Source organism: Kribbella sp. DT2, assembly GCF_049844575.1.
In the GTDB taxonomy this organism is placed as follows: domain Bacteria; phylum Actinomycetota; class Actinomycetes; order Propionibacteriales; family Kribbellaceae; genus Kribbella.
This window is the reverse complement of the sequence record NZ_JBNCLH010000002.1, coordinates 795465-820057: the sequence shown is the minus strand read 5'-3', so window position 1 is coordinate 820057 and position 24593 is coordinate 795465. Positions and strand designations below refer to the sequence as shown.

General features: G+C 70.5%; 19 protein-coding genes. 10 read left to right on the top strand and 9 right to left on the bottom strand.

Annotation, left to right across the window (positions count from 1 at the left end; all coding sequences use genetic code 11):
* Nucleotides 1–8: 8 nt before the first annotated feature.
* From ACLQ2O_RS12575 to ACLQ2O_RS12540, 8 genes are all read right to left on the bottom strand, one after another.
* A complete protein-coding gene (locus ACLQ2O_RS12575) occupies nt 9–2063 on the bottom strand; it encodes an AAA family ATPase (RefSeq protein WP_425830574.1) in 2055 nt (684 codons plus the stop codon).
* A gap of 208 nt (nt 2064–2271) precedes the next feature.
* Nucleotides 2272–2706 (bottom strand): carboxymuconolactone decarboxylase family protein, encoded by a 435-nt coding sequence (locus ACLQ2O_RS12570; RefSeq protein WP_425830573.1) that lies wholly within the window; start codon nt 2704–2706, stop codon nt 2272–2274.
* Nucleotides 2707–2724: 18 nt separating this feature from the next.
* Complete coding sequence (locus ACLQ2O_RS12565) at nt 2725–3549, bottom strand: bifunctional allantoicase/(S)-ureidoglycine aminohydrolase (protein WP_425830571.1); 825 nt, start codon at nt 3547–3549, stop codon at nt 2725–2727.
* Complete coding sequence (allB, locus tag ACLQ2O_RS12560; RefSeq protein ID WP_425830570.1) at nt 3546–4883, bottom strand: allantoinase AllB; 1338 nt, start codon at nt 4881–4883, stop codon at nt 3546–3548. Before allB ends, ACLQ2O_RS12565 begins: the two co-directional genes overlap by 4 nt.
* 22 nt (nt 4884–4905) lie before the next feature.
* Nucleotides 4906–6066, bottom strand: a complete 1161-nt coding sequence (locus ACLQ2O_RS12555; protein WP_425830569.1) for a glycerate kinase — start codon at nt 6064–6066, stop codon at nt 4906–4908.
* On the bottom strand, nt 6066–7841 hold the full coding sequence (gcl, locus tag ACLQ2O_RS12550; protein ID WP_425830567.1) for a glyoxylate carboligase: 1776 nt from the start codon (nt 7839–7841) through the stop codon (nt 6066–6068). Before gcl ends, ACLQ2O_RS12555 begins: the two co-directional genes overlap by 1 nt.
* A complete protein-coding gene (locus tag ACLQ2O_RS12545) occupies nt 7841–8725 on the bottom strand; it encodes a 2-hydroxy-3-oxopropionate reductase (protein ID WP_425830566.1) in 885 nt (294 codons plus the stop codon). The genes gcl and ACLQ2O_RS12545 overlap by 1 nt, the downstream gene beginning before the upstream one ends.
* The gene (locus tag ACLQ2O_RS12540; protein ID WP_425830564.1) at nt 8725–9519 is read right to left on the bottom strand and encodes a hydroxypyruvate isomerase family protein; all 795 of its coding nucleotides are present in this window, start codon (nt 9517–9519) and stop codon (nt 8725–8727) included. The genes ACLQ2O_RS12545 and ACLQ2O_RS12540 overlap by 1 nt, the downstream gene beginning before the upstream one ends.
* A gap of 127 nt (nt 9520–9646) precedes the next feature.
* On the opposite strand from ACLQ2O_RS12540, the gene ACLQ2O_RS12535 reads away from it, so the two are divergent.
* From ACLQ2O_RS12535 to ACLQ2O_RS12490, 10 genes are all read left to right on the top strand, one after another.
* Nucleotides 9647–11257, top strand: a complete 1611-nt coding sequence (locus tag ACLQ2O_RS12535; protein WP_425830948.1) for a PucR family transcriptional regulator — start codon at nt 9647–9649, stop codon at nt 11255–11257.
* 145 nt (nt 11258–11402) lie between these two features.
* Complete coding sequence (gene uraD, locus ACLQ2O_RS12530) at nt 11403–13331, top strand: 2-oxo-4-hydroxy-4-carboxy-5-ureidoimidazoline decarboxylase (RefSeq protein WP_425830563.1); 1929 nt, start codon at nt 11403–11405, stop codon at nt 13329–13331.
* Entirely contained in the window at nt 13328–14893 is a 1566-nt protein-coding gene (locus tag ACLQ2O_RS12525) for a xanthine dehydrogenase small subunit (RefSeq protein ID WP_425830561.1), read from the top strand. The genes uraD (ACLQ2O_RS12530) and ACLQ2O_RS12525 overlap by 4 nt, the downstream gene beginning before the upstream one ends.
* On the top strand, nt 14890–17445 hold the full coding sequence (gene xdhB, locus ACLQ2O_RS12520) for a xanthine dehydrogenase molybdopterin binding subunit (RefSeq protein WP_425830559.1): 2556 nt from the start codon (nt 14890–14892) through the stop codon (nt 17443–17445). Before ACLQ2O_RS12525 ends, xdhB begins: the two co-directional genes overlap by 4 nt.
* A gap of 17 nt (nt 17446–17462) precedes the next feature.
* Complete coding sequence (gene xdhC / locus ACLQ2O_RS12515) at nt 17463–18290, top strand: xanthine dehydrogenase accessory protein XdhC (RefSeq protein WP_425830557.1); 828 nt, start codon at nt 17463–17465, stop codon at nt 18288–18290.
* On the top strand, nt 18287–19576 hold the full coding sequence (gene guaD, locus ACLQ2O_RS12510; RefSeq protein WP_425830556.1) for a guanine deaminase: 1290 nt from the start codon (nt 18287–18289) through the stop codon (nt 19574–19576). Before xdhC ends, guaD begins: the two co-directional genes overlap by 4 nt.
* Nucleotides 19576–20076: a 2-oxo-4-hydroxy-4-carboxy-5-ureidoimidazoline decarboxylase gene (gene uraD / locus ACLQ2O_RS12505; protein WP_425830555.1), complete on the top strand. Its 501-nt coding sequence runs from the start codon at nt 19576–19578 to the stop codon at nt 20074–20076. Before guaD ends, uraD (ACLQ2O_RS12505) begins: the two co-directional genes overlap by 1 nt.
* Entirely contained in the window at nt 20073–20429 is a 357-nt protein-coding gene (gene uraH, locus ACLQ2O_RS12500) for a hydroxyisourate hydrolase (RefSeq protein ID WP_425830553.1), read from the top strand. Before uraD (ACLQ2O_RS12505) ends, uraH begins: the two co-directional genes overlap by 4 nt.
* Before the next feature lie 4 nt (nt 20430–20433).
* Nucleotides 20434–21339 (top strand): factor-independent urate hydroxylase, encoded by a 906-nt coding sequence (pucL, locus tag ACLQ2O_RS12495; RefSeq protein ID WP_425830552.1) that lies wholly within the window; start codon nt 20434–20436, stop codon nt 21337–21339.
* Between the two features lie 9 nt (nt 21340–21348).
* The gene (locus ACLQ2O_RS12490) at nt 21349–22752 is read left to right on the top strand and encodes an 8-oxoguanine deaminase (protein ID WP_425830550.1); all 1404 of its coding nucleotides are present in this window, start codon (nt 21349–21351) and stop codon (nt 22750–22752) included.
* Nucleotides 22753–23304: 552 nt separating this feature from the next.
* On the opposite strand, the gene ACLQ2O_RS12485 is transcribed toward ACLQ2O_RS12490, so the two are convergent.
* On the bottom strand, nt 23305–24540 hold the full coding sequence (locus ACLQ2O_RS12485) for a DUF6986 family protein (RefSeq protein ID WP_425830548.1): 1236 nt from the start codon (nt 24538–24540) through the stop codon (nt 23305–23307).
* Nucleotides 24541–24593 lie beyond the last annotated feature (53 nt).

Here is a 24593-nt window from a genome sequence, read left to right as displayed (position 1 = left end):
GCCGAGGCCTACGTGCCGGGCTTCTGCAGAAGGTAGTCCTCGGCCCGCATCGAGGCGGCCGGCTTGACGTCCTCCGGGAGGAGCTCGCGCAGGTCGCGTTCGGTCAGCGTGTCGGGATCGCGCCGTGCGAGCCGGGTCGCCTGGTTGGAGATGGCTTCCTCGAGCAGGTTGCGGATGAAGCGGCCGTTACCGAAGTTGTGGCCTCGCGGCGCGGGCGGGATCACCTTGCGGACCTGCACCAGGACGTCGTGCGTGTAGGCCATGCCCTGCTGCCGGGCCTGCAGCTCGAAGATCGCGACCAGCTGGTTGGTGTCGTACTCGGCGAACGACAGCAGCTTCGGGAACCGCGACTGCAGACCGGTGTTCGACTCCATGAAGCGCTGCATCTCACGGTGGTACCCGGCGACGATCACCACGCACTTGTCGCGGTGGTCCTCCATCATCTTCAGGATCGTGGCGACGGCCTCCAGCCCGAAGTCGCCCGGCTGGCCCTCGGGGACCAGCGTGTACGCCTCGTCGACGAACAGCACCCCGCCGAGCGCCTCGCGGAACTTGGCCGCGGTCATCGGCGCCGTCGTACCGACGGTCGGTCCGACCAGGTCGGACCGGTCGACCTCGACCACGTGCCCGCTCTCGAGCACGCCCAGCTCCTTGTAGATCCGGGCCAGCAGGCGGGCGATCGTCGTCTTCGCCGTACCGGGTTTGCCGACGAACACCATGTGCCGGGCGCGCTCCTGCGCGGGCAGCCCGAACTCCTGGCGGCGCAGGTTGGTCTTGATCTCGGCGACCATCCGGCGGACCGCGTCCTTGACCGACTCCAGGCCGACGAGCGCGTCCAACTCGTCCATCGCACCGGCGTTGGGCGGCAGCGGATCGGGGAGGATGAGCTCCTGGGGCTCGGACTCGACGACCTTCGGCTCCTCGATCCTCGGCACCACGGGCTTCGGCTGCACGGGCTTCGGTTCAACGGGCTGCTGCGGCTCGGCGGCCTTCGGCTGCTCGGGCTTGGCTTCCTGCTTCTTCGCGCCCCAGACCAGCTTGATCGAGTCGTCCACCACCGCCGGGCGCTCCAACAACCGGACGTACGCGCCCAGATCCGGAACCTCAGGCTCCGGCCACGCCCCACGCTCCAGTACGCCGGCCAGGTGCACCGAGACCCGCGTCGCCGCAGCCGCCCAGGCGCTCGCCAGCGCCTCGTGGCCCTCGGAAACCGCCCGCGCGAGCCACGCCGTGTTCCGCGCCAGCCACTCGTGCGTGCGGAAGCCGGTCTTCTCGAGGTCCGCGATCGCGTACTCGACGTCCCACCCGGCGACCCCGAGAACCTGCCCGACAGCCGCCGGCTGACCCGGCAGCCCGGCCGCCCGAACCATCCGCGCCAGCAGCTGCGCGAACTCGCCCGCCTCGTCGCCCGCAACCACCGCCGACAGCTTCCCGTGGACGTCCCGCAGCGTGTCGAGCGAGTACTGCAGCGCTGCCGACGGCCCACCGAGCTCCGGCAGCACCACCCGCTCCGCGTCACTCAGTACGGCGGTCCGCCAGAACTGCTCGATCGTGTCGTAGTCCGCCGCCGCGTGCATCCGGGTTGCCTCGCGGTCCCCGAGCACCCGGTCGAACGCGGACGTCAACGCCCGGGCCCGGGCCGCCATCGGCGCCGCGTCGACGAACAGGCTCACCACGTCCCGCGACAACCGCAGCGCCTGCACCCGCACGTCCTCGGGGAACCCACGAGCCCCCGACACCACCTGCAGCGGCCAGTCGGTCGGCGCGACACGCACGACGTACCCGTCCCCACCGAGCCGCACCGACGGCCGGTAGAACTCCCGAGTCAGTACGGCGCCGAGGTCGGCGTACTCGCCCCGCAGTACCGGAACCCATCCGGCCAGCAGCGGCGCCACCTGGTGCGCGAACCACACGGCGGCCGGCGTACCGTCCACGAAGTCCGGAAACACCCCCGGCCGCAGCGCGTCCGCGTCATCGCCCCACGCCCGCAGCCGTCCGCGGACCCCATCGACCCACGCGTTCGGCACCTCCCACGCCTCCCCCACGCCAAGGACGTCGAGCACACGCGGTCTCCGGGAGTGATCAGGCACAGGCCATACCTTAAGCGTTAGGGGGTGTCTCCCAGTTCCCGCCGTAGCGAGCAGGTGCTCGGTGCGGTAGCTCGGAGTGCTGGAGTGAAGCCCTCGATGTTTTTCCATCGTGGGCTTTGCTCCAGTGCTTCGAGGTGCCGTGCCGAGTGCCGCGCAGTAGGCGGGAACTGGGAGACACCCCCTAGTCGGCCACCGGCAGCAGACCCCGCTCGGCGAACACCTTCTTGGCGGTGAAGATCGCGTTCAGCGCCCGCGGGAACCCGCAGTACCCCGCCGCGTGCGTCAGTGCCTCCACGATCTCGGTCGGCGACAACCCCACGTTCAGCCCAGTCCGCACGTGCACCTCCAACTGCGGCTCACACCCACCGAGCGCGGTCAGGATCCCCAGCGTCACCAACTGCCGCTGCTTCGGATCCAGCCCCGGCCGCGAGTAGATGTCCCCGAACCCGAACGCCACGATGTGATGAGCCATCGCCGGCGCGACGTCCCCGAGCGCCTCCATCACCCCCGGCGCCGCACCCCCGTCCACCGCGTTCAGCACCGCGGCCCCCCGCTCGTACCGGACCCTCTCCTCAGGACTGTGGATGTCCGGCGCCACCTCGAAGTCAGAAGTCATACCCGCACGGTAAGCGGTCTAGCGGGGCAGTTTCGGGTGGCGGTTGACGTCCTTGTAGATGAGGTAGCGGAAGCGGGTCGGGCCGCCGGCGTAGCAGGCTTGGGGGCAGAAGGCGCGGAGCCAGAGGAAGTCGCCTTCCTGGACCTCGACCCAGTCCTTGTTGAGCAGGTAGACGGCCTTGCCCTCGAGGACGTAGATGCCGTGCTCCATCACGTGGGTCTCGGGGAACGGGATCACGCCGCCGGGTTCGAAGGTGACGATGTTGACGTGCAGGTCGTGGCGGACGTCGTTCGGGTCGACGAAACGCTGGGTCTTCCAGCGGCCCTCGGTGCCGGGCATCTCGAGGCCTTCGACCTCGGTCTCGTTCGTGACGAGAACCGGCGGTACGTCGATGCCGTCGATGTGCTCGTAGGCCTTGCGGAGGAAATGGAAGCGGGCGACCTGGTCGCTGGTGTTGCGCAGCGTCCAGTCGGTGCCGGGCGGGAGGAACGCGTACCCGCCGGGCGCCAGCTCGTGCTTCTCGCCGTCGGCGGTGAGCACAACGTTGCCTTCGACAACGAACAGGACGGCCTCCGCGCCGGGATCGGTCTCGGGGCGGTCGCTGCCGCCGCCAGGGGCGACCTCGACGATGTACTGCGAGAACGTCTCGGCGAAGCCCGACAGCGGCCGGGCCAGGACCCAGAGCCGGGTGTTGTCCCAGAACGGGAGCTGGCTGGTGACGATGTCGCGCATCGTGCCGCGCGGAAGGACGGCGTACGCCTCGGTGAAGACCGCGCGGTCGGTGGTGAGCTCGGTCTGGGCGGGGTGTCCGCCGGCCGGCGAGTAGTAGCGCGGCTGGTTCATCGTTGGTCTCCTCTGTTCAGCAGCCGACCGCTCGGGTCGGCGTCGATGTCGATCGGTACGCCGCGCAACCACGTACGGCGGACCACACCGGCGAGCGGCCATCCGGCGTACGGGGTGACGGCGTTCTTGTGCTGCAGGGTCGTGGCGTTCACCACGAAGGCGTCGTCGGGGGCGAAGACGCAGAAGTCCGCGTCGGACCCGGGCTCGATCCGGCCCTTGCGGGTGAGTCCCGCCTGGGCAGCAGGTGCCTGGCTCATCCAGCGGGCGATGTCGGTGAGCCCGAAGCCGCGACGCCGGGCCTGGGTCCAGACCGCGGGGAGGGCGACCTGGAGCGACGCGATGCCGCCCCAGGCGGTGCCGAAGTCGCCGGTGTCGAGGTGCTTGAGGTCGACCGTCGACGGCGAGTGGTCCGAGACGACCAGGTCGATCAAGCCGTCGCGCAGGCCCTGCCAGAGCAGCTCGCGGTTCGCGGCCTCGCGGATCGGCGGGCAGCACTTGTACGGCGTGGCGCCGGCGGGGATCTCCTCGGCCGAGAAGGTCAGGTAGTGCGGGCAGGTCTCCGCGGTGATCCTGACGCCGTCCTCTCGCGCTTCGGCGAGCAGCGGGAGGACCTCGGCGCTGGAGATGTGGAGGATGTGGACCCGGCAACCGGTACGCCGAGCCAGCGCGATCACCCCGGCGACCGCGGCGTTCTCCGCCGCGCGGGGGCGGGACTGCAGGAAACCGTCGTACGCCGGGCCGGTCGGGGCTGTGGTGATGTGGTGCGCGTCCTCGGCGTGGACGATCAGCAGTCCGTCGAAGCTCGCGATGGAACGCATCGCCGCTTCGAGCTCGGCGGGGTCGAGCGGCGGGAACTCGTCGACGCCCGAGTGCAGCAGGAAGCACTTGAACCCGAACACGCCGGCCTCATGGAGCGGGCGCAGGTCGGCGAGGTTGCCCGGGATCGCACCGCCCCAGAACCCGACGTCGACGTACGCCTGCCGCTCGGCGGTCTTCCGCTTCAGCTCCAATGCCGGGACGTCGCAGGTCGGCGGGATGCTGTTGAGCGGCATGTCGACGATCGTCGTCACCCCACCGGCCGCGGCCGCTCGGGTCGCGCTGGTGAAGCCCTCCCACGCGGTCCGGCCGGGGTCGTTGACGTGCACGTGGGTATCGACGACGCCGGGCATCAGCACCTCGTCGTCGTTCAGCTCGACGAGGTGCACGGCGGCGAGGTCGGTTCCGTACGGCGCGACGACGGCGATCCGGCCGCCTTCGATGCCGACGGCAAGCGCCTGCTCCCCCGCAGGCGTGACGACTCTGCGGGCCTGGATGACACGGTCCAGCGAGCTCATACGCCGCCCCTCTCGGTCGAACTCATCGTAGGCCGATCCGTTCCCCGAGCCCGCGGAGCAGCGGCACGGGATCCGCGATGCAACGGCTCACGTCAGGCTGCAGGTCGGTCAACGCGTACACCGCCGAGATCCCGGCCGCCCGCAGCCGAGCGCCGTCCAACCGGTTGGTTCCACAAACAGCCACGACCGGAACGCCTGCGGCCTTCGCTGCCGAGGCGACGCCGGCAACAGCCTTGCCGTGGAGGGTCTGCTCGTCCAGGGCTCCTTCGCCGGTCACCACCAGATCCACTCCGTGGAGCCGCTCGCGGAAGCCGACGAGATCCAGCACCAACTCAATCCCAGGCACAAGCTCGGCCCCCAGCACCGCAAGCGCAGCGAACCCAACACCACCGGCCGCCCCAGCACCCGGCGTGTCACGCAGTTCAGGAGCAACCAGCCCGGCCCAGTGCTCAAGCGCTCTGTCCAGTACGTCGATCTGCTCAGGCCCGGCACCCTTCTGCGGCCCGTAGGTCGCCGCCGCGCCCGACGGGCCGGTGAGTGGGTTGTCCACGTCGCAGGCGACCACCACCTCGATCCCGTTCGTCCGCTGGTGCAGCGCCTCCAACTCCACCGAGACCACGTCGGCCAGCGCCGCTCCGCCCTCGGGGACCTCGGCGCCGGAGGCGTCCAGCAGCCGGGCGCCGAGCGCGCGGAGGAGGCCGGCTCCCCCGTCGGTGCTCGCGCTGCCGCCGATGCCCAGGATCACTCGCGTGCAACCGGCCTCGACGGCAGCGGCGATCACTTCGCCGGTGCCTCGGGAGCTCGCCGTGAGAGGCGCGAGAACGCCGCCGGGCAGGCGGATCAAGCCGGACACGTCCGCCAACTCGACCACCGCGGTCGCGCCCCGGCGCGCAACGCCCGGAGACACCTCACCCCGGCCCGCAAGGCCCGGAGACGCCGCCTCCCCCCGGCGCGCAAACCCTGACGAGACCGGCTCCCCCGTAGGCCCACTGGCCGTGACCGGGACCAGCTCGAACCCCGCCGCGACCGCGGCGGCCAGTGTGCCGTCGCCGCCGTCGGCGATCAGGACCGACTCGACGACGGCGGACGGCCGGGACCGCCGTACGCCGTCGGCGACCGCGGCCGCGACCTCCGCGCTGGTCAGCGTGCCCTTGAACTTGTCGGAGGCAACCAGCACCCGCATCAGCTGAGCGCGGCGATCGCGGTCGGCGCGTCCCCGGGCTCTGTGGCGAGCTCCTCGAACTCGACGACCCCGTCGATCTCGGTGCCCATCGCGACGTTCGTCACCCGTTCCAGGATGACCTCCACCACGACCGGCACCCGGAACTCGACCATCAGCTTCTTGGCCTGCTCCAGCGCCGGCAGGATCTCGTCCGGCGCCGTCACCCGCAGCGCCTTGCACCCGAGCCCCTCGGCCACCTTCAGGTGATCGACACCGTACCCACCGACCTCAGGACTGTTGATGTTGTCGAACGACAGCTGCACGCAGTAGTCCATCTCCAGCCCCCGCTGCGCCTGCCGGATCAGCCCGAGGTAGGAGTTGTTCACCACCACGTGGATGTACGGGATCTGGAACTGCGCCCCCACCGCCAGTTCCTCGATCAGGAACTGGAAGTCGTAGTCGCCCGACAGCGCGACCACCGTCGAGTCCGGATCCGCCACGGCAACCCCGAGCGTCGCCGGCACGGTCCACCCCAACGGCCCGGCCTGGCCGGCGTTGATCCAGTGCCGCGGCTTGTAGACGTGCAGCATCTGCGCCGCCTGGATCTGCGACAGCCCGATCGTCGAAACGTAACGCGTCTCCGGCCCGAACGCCCGGTTCATCTCCTCGTACACCCGCTGCGGCTTGATCGGCACGTTGTCGAAGTGCGTCTTGCGCTGCAACGCCGTACGACGCCCCGCGCACTCCGCGACCCACGCCGACCGGTCCACCAACCGCCCGTCGGCCGCCCACTCCCGAGCGACCTCGACAAACACCGCCAACGCAGCGGCAGCGTCGGACACGATCGAGTAGTCCGGTGCCAGCACCCGCCCGATCTGCGTCGGCTCGATGTCCACGTGCACGAACTTCCGGCCCTCGGTGTACGTCGGGAGCGAACCCGTGTGCCGGTTCGCCCACCGGTTCCCGATCCCGAGCACGAAGTCCGAGGCCAGCAGCGTCGCGTTCCCGTACCGGTGCGCCGTCTGCAGCCCGACCATCCCGGCCGCCAGCGGATGGTCGTCGGGAATCGTCCCCCACCCCATCAACGTCGGTACGACGGGAACGCCCACCAGCTCGGCGAACTCGACCAGCAACGCGGAGGCATCCGCGTTGATCACCCCACCACCCGACACGATCAACGGCCGCTCGGCAGCGTTCAGCATCTCCAGCGCCCGCGCGACCTGCGCCCGCGAAGCAGCGGGCCGCGTCACCGGCAGTGGCTCGTACGTGTCGATGTCGAAGTCGATCTCGGCCAGCTGGACGTCGACCGGCAGGTCGACGAGCACCGGTCCCGGCCGCCCCTCCCGCATCAACCAGAACGCCTTCTGGAAGGTCCCCGGGACCTGCGCCGCCTCCATCACCGTCACGGCCCACTTGGCCACCGGCTTGGCGATCGACGCGATGTCGACGGCCTGGAAGTCCTCCTTGTGCAGCTTCGCCACCGGCGCCTGCCCGGTGATGCACAGGATCGGGATCGAGTCGGCCGACGCCGAGTACAGGCCGGTGATCATGTCGGTCCCGGCCGGCCCCGACGTACCGATGCAGACGCCGATGTTGCCTGCGGTGGCCCGCGTGTAGCCCTCGGCCATGTGCGAGGCGGCCTCGACGTGGCGGGCCAGCACGTGCTTGATCCCGCCGTGCTTGCGCATCGCGCTGTAGAACGGGTTGATCGCGGCACCGGGCAGTCCGAACGCCTGCGTCGATCCCTCCTTCTCCAGGATCAGGACCGCGGCGTCGACCGCGCGCATCCTGGCCATCAGCTGACCGCCTTGCCGGACAGTCGCTCGACACCACGCAGCAGCGCCGAGTGGTCGAGCCCACCGTCACCGTTCGTACGAGCCGACGCGACGAGCTGAGCGACCAGCGCACCCAGCGGTACGACGACGCCGGCTTCCCGCGCGGCCGCGGTGACGATCCCCATGTCCTTGTGGTGCAGGTCGATCCGGAACCCCGGCTCGAAGGTCCGCGAGAGCATGTTCTCCTTCTTCTGGTTCAGCACCGCCGAACCGGCCAGCCCTCCGCCGAGCACCTCCAGCGCGGCCTTGGTGTCGACGCCGTACGCCTCGAGGAAGACGACGGCCTCCGACAGCGCTTGGATGTTCGAGGCAACGATCAGCTGGTTCGCGGCCTTCACGGTCTGGCCGGCGCCGTTCCCGCCGACGTGGACGACCGTCTTGCCGACCCGGTCGAACAACGGCTTCGCGGTCTGGAAGTCCTCCGCCTCACCGCCGACCATGATCGACAGCGCCGCGTTCTCCGCGCCGGCCTGACCTCCGGAAACAGGTGCGTCCAGCAACCGGAATCCGTTGGCACGAGCCTGCGCGGCAAGGCCGATGGTGACGTCCGGCCGGATGCTGGAGAAGTCGATGACCAGGGCACCGGTCGGCGCGTTCTGGAAGACCCCGTCCGGCCCGGCGAGCACCAGCTCGACGTCCGGCGAGTCGGGCACCATCAAGCAGACCACGTCCGCGTCCTTGACAGCGTCCGCGATCGAGTCCGCGGCCACGCCACCGGCCGCGACCAGCGGCTTGGCGCGCTCCATGTCGAGGTTGTAGCCGGTCACCCGGTGTCCGGCGTTCGCGAGGTGCACGGCCATCGGGCTGCCCATAATGCCGAGGCCGATGAAAGCGATGTTCGTCATCAGAATCTCCAGTCGAAGCTTTTGAGGGTGGTGGTCGAGGGCTTGTACTCGAGCCCGACCAGGCCGGTGTAGCCGCCGGCTTCGAGGGCGCTCAGCTGCGCCTGCAGCGGGAGCGTGCCGGTCCCGGGTTCGTTGCGACCGGGCGCATCGGCGATCTGCACGTGCGCGATCCGATCGATGTGCCGGGCAATCACCTGGTCGACGTCGTCGCCGTTGACCGCGAGGTGGTAGAGATCCGCGAGCAGCCCGAGGTTCGGTACGTCGTACGCCGCTTGCACGCGGTCGATCACGGCCAGCGCATCGGCCGCGGTCAGCAGCGGATACCGCTCGGCGCCGCTCACCGGTTCGACCAGTACGACAGCTCCGATGCGTCCAGCAGCCTGAGCCGCGAGCCCGAGGTTCTCGATCGCCAGCTCGTCCTGCTCGGCGGGCTTGGCCGAGTCGACGCGGTTGCCGTACAGCGCGTTGAACGCCCCGCACCCGAGCCGCTCACCGATGCCGACGGTGACGTCGATGTTGTCGCGGAACTCCCCGGCCCGCTTCGGCCACGACACCAGCCCGCGGTCGCCACCGGGCATGTCGCCGGCGAAGAAGTTGAGTCCGGTCAACTGGACGTCGGCGTCCTCCACCGCCCGCACGAACGCATCGATCTCGGCGTCGGCCGGCACGGCCTCGGCGAACGGCCACCAGAACTCGACCGCGTCGAACCCGGCGGTCCGCGCGGCGGCCGGTCGTTCGAGCAGCGGGAGCTCGGTGAACAGGATCGAGCAATTCACCGTGTAGCGGAGCATCATCACGCCTCTTCTTCCGCATTGTGGAATATTGTTTCTGTTCTGCGAAAGGACGATAAGTTGCCTGCACCGGCAGCGTCAAGCGCCCCGGGCGCTGTAGGTTTCTCCAAAGGGGCGGGAGGTGACCACCATGCTGCTGTCCGAACTCTTCGGCGCACCGGAGCTCGGTCTGCGTCTGCTGCACCAGGCGCAGGAGACGTCCGACCGCCCGATCGGCCGGCTCGTCACCACCGACCTGCTCGAGCCCGGCAACTACCTCAGCGGCGGTGAACTGGTCCTGACCGGTCTGGTCTGGCGCCGCGGTCCCACCGACAGCGAGACCTTCGTCGCGTCGGTCGCCGGGCGGGGCGCGACCACGATCCTGGCCGGCAAGGCGCTGTTCGGCACGATCCCCGAGGACCTGATCGCGGCCTGCCGTCGCCACCACCTGACGCTGGCCGAGGTCCCGACGGAGGTCGCCTTCGCGGACGTCACCGAGTACGTCGCGGCCGCCACCGACAGCGGAGCCCGGTTGTCGGCGAGCCTGGTCCGCCAGCGCCAACTGCTGTCCGCGATCGCGTCCGGGCGCAGCCTCGACGAGCTCGCGGCGCAGATCTCCACCGACATCGGGCACACCTGCCGGGTGATCACGCCGACCGGGCGGCACGTCGTACCGGGTCCTGAGCCGTTGGACGACGAGACCCTCGACGCGGTCACCCGCCGGTTCCTGACGGCCGACCGTACGCCGGCCGTGGCCGAGGCGGGCGACGCGGCGTACAGCGTGTTCCCCGTCGGATCGGGTCTCGGCAACCGGCTGACCGCCTGGCTGCTGGTGATCGAGGGCGACCACTCGCAGTGGCCCCGCGACCAGGTGGAGACCGTGCACGAGTTGTGCGCGATCGGCGCCCTCGATCGCGTACGACGAGACGAGGGCCGGCTCGCCCTGCGTCCACTGATGGCCGACGCGCTGAGCCTGGTCGAGTCCGGCGGACCACTGCCCGAGGTCACCACCCGGCTGCGGCAGGCGGGTGCGCAACCCGACCGGCCGATGGTGGTGGTCGTCGCCGAGCTACACACCCCGCAACCCGCCGACCAGGCCCCACGGGACGCCGGAGCCGCCGAGGTGGCGATCACCGTCTTCGAGGACGTGGCCGGAACCGTGGGGCCGGGCGGCCTCGGCGGCGCGCCGCGCGCCGGGGGAGCCCCCGGCGCCGCCGGCCCCGCGACCGTCGCGCCCGGGCGCGACGGACTGCTGATCGGATTGTTGCCCTGGGCCCCTGATCTGCCGGAGCTGCTGCGCCGCGCCTTCGGCCGGCTCGCCCCCGGCCTGGGCCGGTCGCGGGTTGCCGTCGGCATCAGCGGCGAGACCTCCGTCGACGCACTGTCCGGCGCCCTGGAGGAAGCACGCTTCGCCCACCGCGTCGCCCGCGCCGGAATCACCCCGGTGTCGGTGGTGACCTCGGACCAGGTCGCGTCCCACGTGCTCCTGCTCGCCACGGTGCCTGACGACGTACGGCGGACGTACACGCACCGCGTGCTCGGCCCGGTGCTCGAGCACGACCGCAAGACCGGCGGCGAGCTACTCGCGACGTTGCGCGAGTTCCTGGCCTGCTCGGGTTCGTGGGCCCGCACCGCCGAGGCGATGCACCTGCACGTCAACACGGTCCGGTACCGGATCGAACGCGTTGAGCAACTGACCGATCGCGATCTGTCGCAGCTCGAGGACAAGATCGACGTGTTCCTGGCGCTCAAGTCGCTCTGACCCGCGCCCTTTGGGTGATCGCACAGAACCGGGGGCGCCGCGACGGGCGAACTTCGGAGGTTCCTCGCTAGCCCGGGACCACGGGGTGAACGCAAGCTGTCGTGCAGGTCACAATCCCCGCCGCCGACCCCTTGGAGGGTGTTCGATGAAGGCAGCCCTGCGCCCCCGCCGCCAGGCACCACGTCATCCCGTCGACGAAGTGATGTCCCCCGGACGGCTGGCCGTCTACGGCACCCAGCACGTGCTCGCGTTCTACGCCGGCGCGGTGATCGTCCCGATCCTGCTGGCGAACTCGATCGGGCTCAGCACCGAGCAGCTCGTGCACCTGATCAACGCCGACCTGTTCACCTGCGGCATCGCCTCGATCATCCAGTCGGTCGGGTTCTGGAAGGTCGGCGTCCGGCTGCCGCTGCTGCAGGGCGTGACGTTCACCGCCGTGTCGCCGATGATCGCGATCGGCATGGCCGCCGGGGGCGGCACCGACGGACTGCTCGTCATCTACGGCGCCGTGCTGGTAGCCGGTCTCGCGACGTTCTTCATGGCACCCTTCTTCAGCCGGCTGATCCGCTTCTTCCCGCCGGTCGTCACCGGCTCGGTGATCACGATCATCGGCCTGGCGCTGCTGCCGGTCGCGGCCGGGGACGCCACCGGCGGCGCCGGGCCGACCTCGGACCCGACCAGCGGCAAGAACCTCGCGTACGCGCTGGGCACGCTCGGACTGATCGTGCTGATCCAGCGGGTGTTCAAGGGATTCATGGCGACGGTCGCCGTCCTGGTCGGCCTGGTTGTCGGCACGCTGGTCGCGTGGGCGCTCGGGGACGCCCACTTCGGTGCCGTCGCCGACTCCGGGTGGGTCGGGGTGACCACACCCTTCTACTTCGGCTGGCCGCAGTTCTCGATCGCCGCGATCATCTCGATGGTCGTCGTCATGCTGATCACCGCGGTCGAGACCACCGGAGACGTGTTCGCGACCGGTGAGATCGTCGAGAAGCGGATCGGCCGCGAGGACATCGCCCGGGCCCTGCGCGCCGACGGCCTGGCCACCACGATCGGCGGCATCTTCAACTCCTTCCCGTACACCTGCTTCGCCGAGAACGTCGGCCTGGTCCGGCTCACCCGGGTGAAGAGCCGCTGGGTGGTCGCCGCGGCCGGCGTGATCATGATCCTGCTCGGCCTGCTGCCCAAGGCCGGCGCGATCGTGGCCGGCATCCCGCACCCGGTGCTCGGTGGCGCCGCGCTGGCGATGTTCGCGACCGTGGCGGTCGTCGGTTTCCAGACCCTGACCAAGGTCGACTTCCACGACCACCGCAACGTGGTGATCGTCGCGACCAGCGTCGGGCTGGCCATGTACGTCACCGCGCAGCCGCAGGTCGCCCAGGCCGTGCCCGACTGGGCCGAGATCATCTTCGGCAGCGGCATCACGCTCGGCAGCCTGACCGCGATCCTGCTGAACCTGCTGTTCCACCACGTCGGCAAGGACTTCGGTCCGGCGGTCGCCGGGCAGCCGGGGTCGAGCGCCGTACGGCTGGATCAGGTGAACAAGATGACGCAGCCGCAGTTCGTCGAGACGTTCGCCGACCTGTTCCAGGGGCCGCGGTGGATGGTCGAGCGGGCGTGGGAGATGCGGCCGTTCACCGACACCCATGCACTGCGGCGGTCGTTCCAGGAGGCGTTGTTCTCCGGGTCGGTCGAGGAGCAGCGGGAGCTGATCGAGTCGTACCCGCAGCTCGGGTCGCAGTTCGTCGCCGACGGTCTGAGCGGCGAGGCGTCGCTGCGGGACCAGGCCACCCGCGGGCTCACCTTCCTGGCCGAGCCCGAGCGCGACGAGCTGGCGGCGATCACCGATCAGTACCGCGAACGCTTCGGCTTCCCGCTGGTGATCTCGGTCCGGGACGCGGACTCGTTCACGCGGATCGTCGAGCAGGGCCGCGATCGGCTCGGCAACTGCGAGAACCAGGAGCACGCCGCCGCGCTGCTGGAGATCGCGAAGATCGCCGGCTACCGCTTCGACGACTTCCTGAGCGACGCCAACCCCATCCACAGTGCAAGGACCCGCTGGAGCAGCAACCGATGAGCACGAACCTCAAGGTCAACGGCGCCGACGTCTCGCTGGACGGCGCCGCGGTCCACACCACCACCCTGGACTGGCTCCGCGACCGCGGCCTGACCGGCGCAAAGGAAGGCTGCGCCGAAGGCGAGTGCGGCGCCTGCTCGGTCCTGGTCGCCCGACCGGGCATCGACAGCCCCACCGAGTGGACCGCGATCAACGCGTGCCTCGTCCCGGTCGCCGCCCTGGACGGCCAGGAAGTCATCACGTCGGAGGGCCTGGGCAGCAGCTCGTCCCTCCACCCCGTCCAGCAGGAGATGGCAGTCCGCGGCGGCTCCCAGTGCGGCTTCTGCACCCCCGGCTTCATCTGCAGCATGGTCGCCGAGTACTACCGCCCAGCCCGTACGGCGACCGCCGCGCCCGCCGGCTGCGCCGGCGGGCGCGGCGGGGTGGGTGGTGAGGACGCGGCCCGCCCGGCCGACGGCCTGCCCGGCGCGCTGCGCGCGCCGGGCGGCCTGGGCCTTGGGAGCACCGGCGGGACCGGCGATGACCACGAGCACGGGCCGAACGGATTCGACCTGCATGCGCTCAGTGGGAACTTGTGCCGGTGTACCGGGTATCGGCCGATTCGGGACGCTGCGTACGCCCTCGGTGATCCGGAGGAGAACGACACGTTGGCAGCTCGGCGGTCGTTGCCTCCTCCCCCGCCCGCGGTGACTCGGCTGGTGTCCGGTGGTGCCGAGTTCGTTCGTCCGGAACGGTTGCACGACGTACTGGAACTGCTGGCCGAGAGTCCGGAAGCGAAGATCGTTGCCGGGTCGACCGATGCCGGGGTGGAGGTCAATCTGCGTGGGCTCCGGTCCCCGCTCGTCGTCGCCGTCGACCGGCTTGCCGAGCTCCGCGAGTTCGAGATCGATGACCGGCAGGTCAGAATCGGCGCCGCGCTCACCCTCACCGAGATCGAGCGGATGCTCGCCGGCCGGGTCCCGCTGCTCGGGCAGCTCTTCCCGCAGTTCGCCTCGCGCCTGATCCGCAACGGCGCCACCATCGGCGGCAACCTCGGCACCGGTTCACCGATCGGCGACACTCCGCCGGCCCTGCTCGCGCTCGACGCCCAGCTCGTCCTCGCGTCCCGTCGCGGCGAGCGAACAGTTGCCCTGGCCGACTACTTCACCGGCTACCGGCAGACCCTCAAGACCCCCGACGAGCTGATCCGCGCGATCCTTGTCCCCCTGCCGCTCGCCCCGCTGACCGCATTCCACAAGATCGCCAAGCGCCGCTTCGACGACATCTCCAGCGTGGCCGTCGGGTACGCCCTCGGCGTCGCCGACGGCCTGATCAGCGAAGCCCGCATCGGACTCGGCGGCGTCGCCGCCACCCCGTTGCGCGCCACCGCGACCGAGCAAGCCCTGATCGGCCGCCCGTGGACCGAGCGCACGATCCGCGAGGCCGCCGCCGTGATGGCGACCGAAGGCACCCCGATGGACGACCACCGCGCGAGCGCGTCGTACCGGTCGGCGATGCTCGGCCAGTCGCTGCTCCGCTTCCACGCCCAGTCCCTCGAAGCCGAGGAGGAGGTCAGCGCATGAGCCAGCTGTCCGAGCGCCCAGCCCAGTCAGTGGTCGGCGTCCCGCTGCCGCACGAGAGCGCCGCGTTGCACGTCACCGGCGAGGCCCTCTACACCGACGACCTCGTCGTCCGGACCAAGGACGTCCTGCACGCCTACCCGGTCCAGGCACCGCACGCGCACGCCCGGATCGTCGAGCTGCGGGTCAAGCCGGCGTACGACGTACCAGGTGTCGTCCGTGTCCTGACCTCCGAAGACGTGCCCGGGGTCAACGACGCCGGTGTGAAGCACGACGAGCCGCTCTTCCCCAGCACCGAGGTAATGTTCCACGGGCACGCGATCTGCTGGGTCCTCGGCGAAACGCTGGAGGCCGCGCGACTCGGCGCGGCGGCGGTCGAGGTCGATTACGAGTCACTGCCCTCGCTCGTGACCGTCCGGGAAGCCATTGCCGCGGGCAACTTCCAGGGCACCGGCAGGCACCTCGAGCACGGCGACGTCGAGGCAGCCTTCGACAGTGCGGCGCACGTGTTCGACGGCGAGTTCGAGTTCGCCGGGCAGGAGCACTTCTACCTGGAGACCCACGTCGCGCTCGCGCTCGTCGACGAGGGCGGGCAGATCTTCGTGCAGAGCAGCACGCAGCACCCATCGGAGACGCAGGAGATCGTCGCGCACGTTCTCGGCGTCGCCAGCCACGCGGTGACCGTGCAGTGCCTGCGGATGGGTGGCGGCTTCGGCGGCAAGGAGATGCAGCCGCACGGGTTCGCTGCGATCGCCGCGCTCGGGGCGACGCTGACCGGTCGGCCGGTCCGGCTGCGGCTCAACCGCACCCAGGACGTCACGATGTCCGGCAAGCGCCACGGCTTCCACAGCCGGTGGCGGGCCGGGTTCGACGACCAGGGCCGGATCGTCGCGCTCGACGCCACGCTCACCGCGGACGGCGGCTGGAGCCTCGACCTGTCCGAGCCCGTACTGGCTCGCGCGATGTGTCACATCGACAACTCGTACTGGATCCCCAACGTGCGGGTCGACGGGCAGATCGCCAAGACGAACAAGACCTCGCAGACCGCGTTCCGCGGGTTCGGCGGTCCGCAGGGGATGCTCGTCATCGAGGACCTGCTCGGGCGGTGCGCGCCGCTGCTCGGGTACGACGCGATGGAGCTGCGGCGGCGCAACCTGTACCAGCCCGGCCACCTCACGCCGTACGGGCAACCCGTTCGGCACGCGGAGCGGCTCGAAGCCTGCTGGAGCGAGGTGCTGCGCAACGGCGAGATCGCGCGGCGGCAGGAGGAGATCGCGCGGTTCAACGCGACGCATCCGAACCGCAGGCGCGCGGTCGCGGCGACGCCGGTGAAGTTCGGGATCTCGTTCAACCTGACCGCGTTCAACCAGGCCGGTGCGCTGGTGCACGTCTACAAGGACGGCTCGGTGCTGATCAACCACGGCGGCACGGAGATGGGCCAGGGGCTGCACACGAAGATGCTGCAGGTCGCGGCCACGACGCTCGGCGTACCGCTGGAACGGGTGCGGCTGGCGCCGACGCGGACCGACAAGGTGCCCAACACGTCCGCGACCGCGGCCAGCTCGGGCGCCGACCTGAACGGCGCGGCGATCAAGAACGCGTGCGAGCAGATCCGCGAACGGCTCGAACAGGTCGCGGGCGCGCGCCTCGGGATCAGCCCGCACGACGTGCGGTTCAACGACGGGATCGCCCGCGGGCTGTCCGGTGAGGCAGTGCGCTGGGAGGACATCGTCAGCGCCGCGTACTTCCAGCGGGTCCAGCTCTGGGCCGCCGGGTTCTACCGGACCGAGGGACTGCACTGGGACGCCAACGCGATGCACGGCGAACCGTTCAAGTACTTCGCGTACGGCGTCGCGGCCGCCGAGGTCGAGGTCGACGGCTTCACCGGCGCCTACACGCTGCGCCGCGTCGACATCGTCCACGACGTCGGCGACAGCCTGAGCCCGCTGATCGACGTCGGCCAGATCGAGGGCGGCTTCGTCCAGGGCGCCGGCTGGCTGACCCTGGAGGACCTGCGCTGGGACGAGTCCGACGGCCCGAACCGCGGCCGCCTGGCGACGCAGGCGGCGAGCACGTACAAGCTGCCGAGCTTCTCGGAGATGCCACAGGTGTTCAACGTCCACCTGCTGGAGAAGGCCCACGAGGACGGCGCCGTCTACGGCTCGAAAGCCGTCGGCGAACCCCCACTGATGCTCGCCTTCTCGGTCCGCGAGGCTCTCCGCCAGGCGGCGGCAGCTTTCGGCCCGGCGGGAACGAGCGTCGACCTCCCGTCCCCAGCAACCCCGGAAGCCGTCTTCTGGGCACTCGAAAAAGCCCGCTCGGCAGAGACCCCCGCCCACGCCACCGGCGGAGGCGCGAGCCCCAGCCACGACGACGACGCCACCGGCGGAGGCGCGAGCCCCAGCCACGACGACGACGCCACCGGCGGAGGCGCGAGCCGCGGCCGCGACGATGACGCCAGCGGCGGTGGCGCCCGCAGCGGCGAAGCCGCTCGCGGCCGGGGCGAGGCGGCCCCCTCCCCCTCCCCTTCCCCCTCCAGCCTGAGTGGAGTGTGAAAGCCGACATGGACTGGATGCGAGCAGTTCAACGCCTCCGGGAGCAACGCCTTCCCGGCGTACTGGTGACGGTGGTGTCCGTGCGTGGGCACTCGCCGCGTGAGGCGGGCGCCAAGATGGTCGTCGGTGCTGAACGCACCTGGGCGACCGTTGGCGGCGGCAACCTGGAGATGGTTGCGGTCGACCGGGCTCGCGCGATGATCGCCGAGCAAGTGACCGCGCCCGAAGTACTGGAGTTCAAGCTCTCCGACAAGGCGCCGTACCAGCAGGCCGTGCAGTGTTGCGGCGGCGAGATGAAGTTGCTGCTGGAGCCGCTCGCCGTGGTTCCGTCGCTCGCGATCTTCGGGCTCGGGCACGTCGGGCTCGAGCTGGCGCGGATCATGGCGCGGCACGACATCGAGCTGCACCTGATCGACTCGCGGCCCGACCAGCTGACCACCGAGCGACTCGCAGTCCTCGACGACGCCGTCGCCGGCGTCCACATCCACCAGGTCCCCGTGCTCCCCGAGCTCGTGGTCGGCGAGCTGCCGCCCGGGACGCACGCGCTGGTGATGACCCACGACCACGCGGAGGACGCCGCGCTCTGCGACGCGGCGCTGCGCAACGGACAGCTGGCGACGATCGGCCTGATCGGCTCCAGCGCCAAGTGGGCGCGCTTCCAGCGCAAGCTCGCCGAGGACGGCATCCCGTCCGAGGCGATCGCCACCATCACCACCCCGATCGGTCTGCCGGACCTGCCAGGCAAGGAGCCGGCCACCATCGCCGTCAGCGTGGCGGCCTGGCTGCTCCACCAATTCATCGCCGAGCGCCACCAAGCGCCGGCCCATCGTGAGGCAACAGCATGACGCTCTTCCGAGGCACGTTCCTCGACACCCCTGAGAACCCCTTCACCGGCGGCACCCTGCGGGTCGCCACCGACGCCGCACTGCTGGTCGAGCACGGCGTGATCCGTGCCCGCGGCCCCTACCAGGAGCTGCGCCGCGCGCACCCGGCCGAGCAGGTCGTCGACCTGACCGGCGGGCTGGTGCTGCCCGGGTTCGTCGACACGCACGTGCACTTCCCGCAGATCCGCGCGGTCGGCGGGATGGGGATGCCGCTGATGGAGTGGCTCGACAAGTACGCCCTTCCGGAAGAGGCCAAGATGGCCGACTCCGCGTACGCCAGAAGCGTCGCCGACGAGTTCGTCCGCGGTCTCGCGGCCGCCGGTACGACGAGCGCGATGGTCTTCGGCGCCCACTACGTCGACGCGATGGACACGCTCTTCTCCGCCGCCTCCCGCGTCGGTCTGCGCGTCACCAGCGGCCTGGTCGTCAGCGACCGGCTGCTGCGCCCCGACCTGCTCACGACCCCCGAGCGCGCGCACACCGAGTCCGTTGCCCTGGCCAACCGCTGGCACGGCGTCGGCCGCAACCGGTACGCCGTGACGCCGCGCTTCTCACTCTCCTGCACCGACGAACTGCTTGCCGCCTGCCACGACGTGCTGAACGACGTACCGGACGCGTGGTTCACCTCGCACCTGAACGAGAACGACGCCGAGATCGCCACGGTCGCCGAGCTGTTCGGCGGCAGCGACTACCTGAGCACGTACGACAAGCACGGCCTGGTCGGTCGCCGGAGCGTGTTCGCGCACAACGTCCACCCGACCGACGTCGAGCTGAAGCTGCTCGGCACGAGCGGCGCCACGGTCGCGCACTGCCCGACGAGCAACGCGGCGCTCGGCAGCGGCCTGTTCCCGATCGGCCGGCACGTCGACAACGGCGTCCGCGTCGCGCTCGGCTCGGATGTCGGCGCGGGCACCGGGTTCTCGCTGCTGAAGGAAGGCCTGCAGGCCTACTTCTGCCAGCAACTGCTCGGCGACAACGGCCACCCGCTCACGTCGGCGCACCTGCTCCACCTGTCCACCGCGGCCGGGGCCGAAGCGCTCGGCCTGGACGAGGTCGGCGACCTGAGCGTCGGCAAGCGCTTCGACGCCCAGCTCCTGCGGCCCGCGGACAGTTCACCGCTCGCGGTCGGCATCACCCACGCGGCCGACGCCGAGGAAGTGCTGGCCAGGATCTTCACGCTCGGCACTCCGGCCGACGTTCGGGCCGTCTGGATCGACGGCGAGCTGCTCACCACTGGGGAGAACTGATGGACCTGCGGGCCTTCAACGCCGTACCGGCCGAGCGACTGAGACCGATGCTGGCCGCCTGCTGCGACGTCGACCGCTGGGTCGACCGCCTGATCGCCGACCGCCCGTACGACGACCTCGCGGCGCTGACCGCGCTCGCCGACCGGACCGCGGGCACGTTCGACGACGCCGAGGTCGCGAAAGCACTCGCGGCGCACCCGCGGATCGGCGACCGCGCGCCGGGCGCGAGCACCGAGGCCGCGTGGTCGCGCGACGAGCAGGCCGGGGTCGGCGACGACGCCCGCGCTGCGCTTGCCGAGGGCAACCGCTCGTACGAGGACCGGTTCGGCCGGGTGTTCCTGATCTGCGCGACCGGGCTGTCGGCCGCCGAGATGCTCGCGGCGCTGCGTCAGCGGCTGGGCAACGACGACGCGACCGAGCGGGCCGTCGTACGGGACGAGCTGCGCAAGATCGCCGTCCTGCGGCTGACGAAGGTCGTGGATCAAGAGGTGCCGGTATGAGCACGGTCAGCACGCACGTGCTCGACACCGCGCGCGGCAAGCCTGCGGCCGGCGTACCGGTCCGGCTGTCGCGGATCGGCACCGAACGCCCCGGTGACCGTGCCGCCGACCTCGTGGTCGAGCTCGGGTCCGGCCGCACCAACGAGGACGGCCGCGTCAACGACCTGACCCCGCACGGGCTCCCGCCCGGCACCTACCAGCTCTGGTTCGACGTCGCCGCCTACGCGGCCGCGTCCGGCCAGGAGATCTTCTTTCCCGAGGTCACCGTGACCTTCACGATCACCGACGAGCGGCACCACCACGTCCCCCTGCTGCTCAGCCCGTTCGCCTTTTCCACCTATCGAGGGAGCTGACCCGATGGCGATCCACCTGGGAGCCAACCAGTACGGCAAGGCCGAGAGCCGGGTCGTGCGCATCTACCGCGACACCGCGCGCCACCAGATCCGCGACCTCAACGTCTCGTCCGCGCTGCGCGGCCGGTTCGAGGACGCGCACATCACCGGGAACCAGGGCGAGGTGCTGCCGACCGACACCCAGAAGAACACCGCGTTCGCGTTCGCCAAGGAGAAGGGCGTCGGCGCGATCGAGGACTTCGCGCTGACGCTCGGCGACCACTTCCTCGAGGCGACGCCGGCCGCCGACGGCGCGCGGGTCGAGATCCAGGAGTACCCGTGGGAGCGGATCCTGGTCGACGGGCAGGAGCACGACCACTCGTTCGTCCGGTCCGGCGCCGGGATCCGGTCGACGATCGTGAACGTCGAGGGGCACGGTGCCGAGCGGCGCGCGTACGTCGTGTCCGGCATCCACGACCTCACGGTCCTGAAGTCGACCGGGTCGGAGTTCCATGGCTTCCGCAAGGACAAGTACACGACGCTGCCGGAGACCGACGACCGGATCCTCGCGACGTCGCTGGTCGCCCGGTGGCGCTACGACCACACCGAGGTCGACTGGGACAAGTCGTACGACGAGATCAAGGGCCTGCTACTGGAGCAGTTCGCGCGGATCCACAGCTACGCGCTGCAGCAGACGCTGTACGGGATGGGTGAGGCGGTGCTGGAGCGGCACCCGGAGGTCGCGGAGATCAAGTTCTCCGCGCCGAACAAGCACCACTTCCTGGTGGACCTGTCGCCGTTCGAGGTGGAGAACCCGGGTGAGGTCTTCATCGCGGCGGACCGCCCGTACGGGTTGATCGAGGCGACGGTCGTCCGGGACGACGCCACGGACGCGGGCAGCGCCTGGCACGCCGTGCCGGGCTTCTGCTGAGGTTCGCGGATGAGCGAGCAGCACCGAAGCGACGACGCCGGTCGGGCGGCCGAGGGCGACGGCCGGGCGATCGTGATCGAGGGGGCGACCGTGGTCACCCTCGATCCCGGTCGCCGGGAGTTCGCCGGGCATGTTGTTGTCTCCGGCAACCAAATAGTTGCTGCCGGCCCCGGCCCGGCGCCGGCGTACGAGGGTGCCCGGGTGGTGGACGGGCGAGGCTGCCTGCTCACGCCCGGGTTCGTCAACACGCATCAGCACCTGTACCAGTGGGTGACGCGCGGGCTCGCGCCGGACGCCGGGCTGTTCCGCTGGCTGACGACGCTCTACCCGGCGTGGGCGGGGATCGACGAGGAGTCGGTCCACGTCGCCGCGCAGGGTGCGCTGGCTCAGCTCGCGCTGACCGGGTGCACGACCGCGGCCGACCACCACTACGTGTTCCCGCGGGCCGGTGGGGATCTGCTGGCCGCGGAGATCCTGGCCGCCGCCGAGGTGGGACTGCGGTTCCACCCGGCGCGCGGTTCGATGGACCTGAGCGAGAAGGACGGCGGGCTGCCGCCCGACTCGGTGGTGCAGGACCGCGACGAGATCCTCATCGCGACCGAGGCCGCGGTCGATCGCTGGCACGATCCGTCGCCGGGCTCGATGCTGCGGATCGCGGTGGCGCCTTGCTCACCGTTCAGCGTGACCGGCGAGCTCATGCGCGAAGCAGCCGAGCTCGCCCGTCGCCGCGGCGTCCGCCTCCACACGCACCTCGCGGAGACGACCGACGAGTCCGACTGGTGCGCGGATCGCTTCAACTGCACACCGTCCGAGTACGCCGATTCGCTCGGCTGGGTCGGTCCGGACGTGTGGTTCGCCCACGGCATCCACTTCACCGACACCGAGATCAAACGGCTGGGTCAGACGGGCACCGGTGTGGCCCACTGCCCCAGCTCGAACGCCCGCCTCGGCGCCGGCATCGCCCGAGTCGCCGACCTCCGCGCCGCCGGTGCGCCCGTCGGCCTGGGCGTAGATGGTGCCGCCAGCAACGAAGCCGGCAGCCTGCTCGAGGAGGTCCGCCACGCCGTCCTCTTCGCGAGAGCCCGCGGCGGTCCGGAAGCCCTCACCGTCCGAGCCGCCCTCGAAATGGCCACGCTCGAAGGCGCGCGCCTCCTGGGCCGGGACCAGGAGATCGGCTCCATAGAACCCGGCAAACTGGCCGACCTCGCCCTCTGGCGCCTGGACACGCTCCCCCACGCAGGCATCGCCGACCCAGTAGCCGCACTGGTCCTCGGCGCACCTCCCCCGCTGGACCTCCTCCTGGTCAACGGCCGCCCTGTAGTCGAGCAGAATCACCTGATCACGATCGACGAACCAACCATCGCCACTCAAGTAGCCCGAGCCCAACAAGCCCTTCTAGCCAAAGCCGGCTGACCACCCGCGCCGGTCAGCTCGCCCAGTACCGACCGACAGGACGTCTCCCACTCTCCGGACGCGCCATGCCGCGACCTACTCTCAGATCCTGCCCACCCGCCCAACTCGCGCAGGAGACCTCCTGTCGGTCGGTCCCCACCAGCACCTCGTCCAGCGGCGCCCGATCGACACCCTGCCGGGCCGACGGAGCGCGACCAAGCAACCTGTACGTCGTACCAGCGGGCCCACACCTTCACCACCTGTCCTGTAACCGGCAGTCGGAAGCCGAAGTCAGGCACCCAGGCCGAGCCGATGACTGCAGGACCGGGAGGCGACGGCAAGGACCTTCCCGGCCGACTGCTTCCTTGTTGGACGACTGCTTCCTTGTTGGACGACTGCCGCGGTACATCGCGTCAGTCGTCCAGTACGGCGTCAGTCGGCTGACCCGACGCCTTGGCGGAACCATCGCAGGGGTCAGCGGTGCGCCGCCCAGGTCGGAGGCCGAGGGCTCCGGGGCGGGCGCCTCTTCCTTCCACCCACCGCCTCCTCCCGATTGCGGAGGAGGTGGCACGCCTAGATGGGCCGTTTCGCCAGCTTCGCCAGAGCGACCTTGTCCAAGCCCGTCAGCTTGTTGATCTCCTCCTGGGTGGCGGCGCCGCACTCGGCTGCTCGGAGCACGTAGGCAGCCAGGGCTGTAGCCGTCGCGGGCTCGTCCAGGTAGCCCGAGTCGCCACCACCTGTGTAGGCGCGGAGGCGAGCGGCGGCGGAGGCCAGGCCTTCTCGGTAGAACGAGTACGTGGCGGCGTACCGGGTGGGGAGCTGGGCGGGGTGCATGTCCCAGCCCTGGTAGATGCCCCGCTCGAGCGAGCGGCGTACAAGTCGGGCATGTAGACGCCACGCGGCGTGGACGGCCTCGCGGTCGCCGACCGGAAGGACGTTGGTGGAGCCGTCGGAGATAAGGACACCGGTCCCGGCCGCGGCGAGCTGCATGACGTCCTTGGCGTGGTCGGCGACCGGGTGCTCCATGCTCTGGTACGCCGCGGCGACGCCGAGAGAAGCCGAGTAGTCGTACGTGCCGTAGTGCAGCCCCGTCACCCGGCCGGCACCGGCAGCGATCATCAGCGGGATCAGCGCAACGCCGTCCGGACCGAGGATCGACTGCGGCGTCTCGACCTGGATCTCGAAGCCGAGCTTCGGCACCGGGTGCGCCCGCTCGACAGCCTCCAGTACGACGACCATCGCCGCGATCTGCTCGACCGACGTGACCTTCGCGAGCGTGATCACGAAGCCGCTCGTCAGCGCACCGGCCGAGGCCAGCTCACCGACGAAGAGATCCAGCGTCCGTACGCCGCGACGCCGGCTCGGCGCCTCCAGCGACTTGATCCGCAGACCGTGGAACGGCGGCGCCGACCCGTCCTTGACGGTCGACGCCAAAGCCCGCGCGGCAGCAACGGCTGCGGCGTCCTCCTCCTCGTCGGACCGCGTCCCGTAGCCGTCCTCGAAGTCGATCCGCAGATCCTCGATCGGCTCCGCGTCGAGCTTCGCGATCACCCGTTCGTAGACCTGCTCGTGCAACGCAGGCACGGCCGAAGCCAGCTCCGCGGCCGACCCGGCGTGCGCCGCCAGCGCGGCCTTCGCCTCGGCAGCCCACGCACCAACCGTCCCGGCGTCGTACTGATCGCCCGGCACGTACACCGTGTGCACCGGCTGCCGCACCCCCCGATCCCCCGGGTACCGCGTGGCCAGTACGGCGTCCGCCTCGGCCAGCCGTCGGTCGAGGTCGCCGACGAGAGCGTCGAGGTCTGTCATACCCACCACCTTAATCTCCATGATTTCCGTATGGTGGAGACTATTATCCACAA